3 protein-coding genes and 1 pseudogene are annotated in these 2,884 nt (G+C 33.4%); all 4 read right to left on the minus strand.

The features are described 5' to 3' along the window. Window positions 1-447, minus strand: a pseudogene (locus AC1DKZ_RS32555) (IS6 family transposase); the annotation flags it as partial. A 754-nt stretch (window positions 448-1,201) separates the two neighbouring features. Beyond that, window positions 1,202-1,564, minus strand: a complete 363-nt coding sequence (locus AC1DKZ_RS32560; RefSeq protein WP_044441254.1) for a DUF2304 domain-containing protein — start codon at window positions 1,562-1,564, stop codon at window positions 1,202-1,204. Window positions 1,565-1,570: 6 nt separating this feature from the next. Continuing rightward, a complete protein-coding gene (locus tag AC1DKZ_RS32565; protein ID WP_476997950.1) occupies window positions 1,571-2,299 on the minus strand; it encodes a glycosyltransferase family 2 protein in 729 nt (242 codons plus the stop codon). A 186-nt stretch (window positions 2,300-2,485) separates the two neighbouring features. Next, the gene (locus tag AC1DKZ_RS32570; RefSeq protein WP_476997951.1) at window positions 2,486-2,773 is read right to left on the minus strand and encodes a GtrA family protein; all 288 of its coding nucleotides are present in this window, start codon (window positions 2,771-2,773) and stop codon (window positions 2,486-2,488) included. Window positions 2,774-2,884 lie beyond the last annotated feature (111 nt).

Consider the following 2,884-nt stretch of genomic DNA (forward strand, 5'->3'; position numbering starts at 1 on the left):
TTCTCTTTCTTCAACTCTTCAATTGCCATAGGATAGGCTGGGTTCTTGTCTACTGTGATAACACGGGGCTTTGAAACATGAAAAGACCGCAAAGCTTTCTTGAAAAAGCGCTTTGCAGCCTTATGATTTCTTGTTTTACTTAAATAAAAATCAATCGTATTTCCTTTTGAATCAACGGAACGATATAGGTACATCCATTGACCTTTGACTTTCACATACGTCTCATCGACTCGCCAAGAATCATTGGTTGGCTTAAGATGACACCTTAATAGGGCCATATTGATGAACCCAACGCATGATGGTTGTATGAGCAATAAATAGCCCGCGTTCTTCCATCATTTCGACTAAATCACGAAAACTCAAATTATACCGTAGGTACCACCTTACTGTTAATAAGATTAGTTCAGGCTGATAATGCTTCCATTTAAACAAATTTTCCTTTTCCATACTGATGACGCACCTTTTTTAGAGTCATACTATCAGTATGTCCAAGATTAGGAGATTACTTGCAAGAGTCTTGAAATTTTCGCACCAGAACCTAAAATACAATTCTGTTAGGTATATATGCACTTTATTCTTTTTTATTTTTGCAACAGAACCGGTTGAAGAAACATACAAGTATATAACTATAGCTAAATGAGGGAAGCCCTGCAGAGGATGCAGGGCAGTACTAAGATCATCGAGTTGTCGAGTTTATAAGAATTTCTTGGACTGTAGTAAGTTTAACACTTGATCTTAAAAAACTTTATATAAGGATGTTACGAACATGTGAACAAAGACAAGTTTTTTCTTTTCGGAATAAAGTACTTATTTAGATTTGAACATTATGAAGTGGATAGTCGTTTTTAAGGTGAACCGCCAGAATGGAAGGTTGACATCATCGAATTAATGCCAATTATCCCTATCTATAAATGCTGGGGAAAAGGAATCAAAACAAAATAAAAAACCGCCCTGCCCCTAGGACAGTTTGGAGAAAACACATTTAAAACGCTAACTAGGCCTCCCATACATGCCCATCAACTTAAGAAAACAAATCCACCCCAAAACGAAAAAATGAGCTTTTTTATTACAAGTTAGGACAAAATCTCGTTCTGGGGGAGTTGTATTTTCTTAGCTTGATAGCGATGTGGCGGGACCCCTCTAAGAGATATATTTTAAAAAATGACCTACTTTCTAAAATTAGAAAGTAGGTCATTTTTAATTATGCATCGTGTAAAGAATCATTTTGTTCTTTATTATTTAATTTTTGTTTTAGCAGCGCATAATCTTGTGTCAATGTTACAAGTTGGTGATGCTGTTTAGAAACCTTACGAGTTAAATCAAAAATTAAAATAAAGCAGAATAAAAGTCCGAACAAGAATAAAACAGATGGTGGGTATTCTACGTGTAATAGCTTCCCAATCCAATTTATAATTTTATCTGTAGAGCTTAAAATTGCCATTGCGATACAAACGAAAATCCAAAGGATAGAATATTTTGTGTCTAAAGCACCTCTACGTATAGAATTAATAATTAGGAAAAATAATAATAAGATAAAGATAAATGAAAAGGTAACTATAGGCATGAATTATCAACCTTTCACAATTTTTTGCATTAATATGGCTAAACTTACTTTAATCATGTAATATGCAGATTTTAAAGGTGTAATAGAAGATTGTCCCCCTTGTCTTTCTTGCATATTAACTGATATTTCCTTAATGCGAAGGTTCTTCTTTTTTAAGTGAATGAGCACTTCTGGTTCTGGATAATCTTTCGGATAATTGTGTGCGAAAATCTTAATTACTTCGCGATTAATAGCGCGGTATCCAGATGTTGGATCCATAAATGTTTGTTTTGTTAGTAATTTTAACAAGGCAGTAAAGTAAAATATTCCAATTCGTCTTGAAAGACTTCCTTTATATGCGGTTTTTTCCGTAAATCGAGACCCCAGTACCATATCGCATTGATCTTCAGCAATAGGTTGGATGATCTTATATAAATCTTCTGGGTTATGTTGTCCATCGGCATCAAATTGGATAGCGATATCATAACCATTTTCATAAGCATATTTGTATCCAGTCTGTACAGCTGACCCAATCCCTAAATTATAAGGTAGATTTACAAGATGTACCGGGAATGTTGTGACAATTGCAGGTGTTTTATCTTTGGATCCATCATTAATTACGCAAATATCTAATCCTACAAAGTGTTCTTTTAGTTCTAAAAGTCTTGTTAATGTATCTGCAATCGCTTCCTCTTCATTGTAAGCGGGAATGATAATCAAGGTTTTAGGTATTACAATTGGTACCTCAACAGACATATTGCACCATCCTTTATATGATAATAGGCATTATTATTTTTAGTAAAAGACATTGTTAGTTAGCATTTTAAAAGCCGGTTTCTAAGAGACCAGTCTTCGCTATTATTTCACTCCAATTCTGCAGCCATTTCACCCATTACAAGTTTCATTAGGTATAAAAATGTTGCTTCCTATGTAAATTTCACACTATACTATTCTTTCGATTTTCGTAACTAATATTTTTTTCGATAATAAATATGTAAAAGGTATCGCAGTCAGTGATGCTAGGAAAGGTGAAATTATTTCATTTAAACCTACTAAGTCAACTAAAATATAAATGCCGACAGTTGTAACTGCAATATTAACAGCATATGTTATTGAGAATTGTAAAAATTTCTTTAAAGTCGGTTTTGTTTTGTAAGTAAAGTACGTATTAAGAAAAAAAGAACCTATTATGGGTTCTGGTGCGAAAACTTCAAGATAATTGCAGGTAATCTCTAAATCTTGGACATACTGATACTATTACTCTAAAAAAGGTGCGTGATCAGTATGGAAAAGCGAAATTTATTCAAGTGGAAACATTATCATCATGATATTATTTTGCAA

The sequence above is a fragment of the Bacillus sp. 05T21 genome (genome assembly GCF_056396785.1).